The organism is Apibacter adventoris, from assembly GCF_002964975.1.
Classification (GTDB): domain Bacteria; phylum Bacteroidota; class Bacteroidia; order Flavobacteriales; family Weeksellaceae; genus Apibacter; species Apibacter adventoris.
In genome coordinates this window covers 1-331 of record NZ_PSZM01000021.1, presented here as the reverse complement: position 1 = coordinate 331, position 331 = coordinate 1, and the positions used below count along the sequence as shown (strand labels likewise).

At 32.3% G+C, this 331-nt stretch carries 1 protein-coding gene; it reads right to left on the bottom strand.

Annotated features, from left to right (window positions below; all coding sequences use genetic code 11):
- Positions 1-203: DUF7738 domain-containing protein (locus C4S77_RS03035; protein ID WP_455423242.1), on the bottom strand; the 203-nt coding region annotated here is incomplete at its 3' end.
- Positions 204-331: the final 128 nt, after the last annotated feature.

Genomic DNA, 331 nt, shown 5'->3' with positions numbered 1-331 from the left:
TCTACAAATCTATTATATTCTCCAAATATCTTTATCCATTCTTTAAAAGGTTTTCCTAAAGGAAGTTCCTTTCCTTTATAGGTTATTTGGCAGGGAGTAATAGTAAATTCTGTATCCATAGGTTTTGGGGGTTCTTTGGTTTGACATTGGGTGTAAAAACAACAAAACCCTAAAAGAAAAATGAGTACTGTATTATTTCTCATTTTCTTTGGATAAATATTCTACTTTCAAATATTCCAACTCTCCTTCACTATAACGCAAAGTTATATAATACCAATAGTCCTGATTGGGACATATAGAGCTATGATCTTTTTGTTCGCGGAACTCTCCG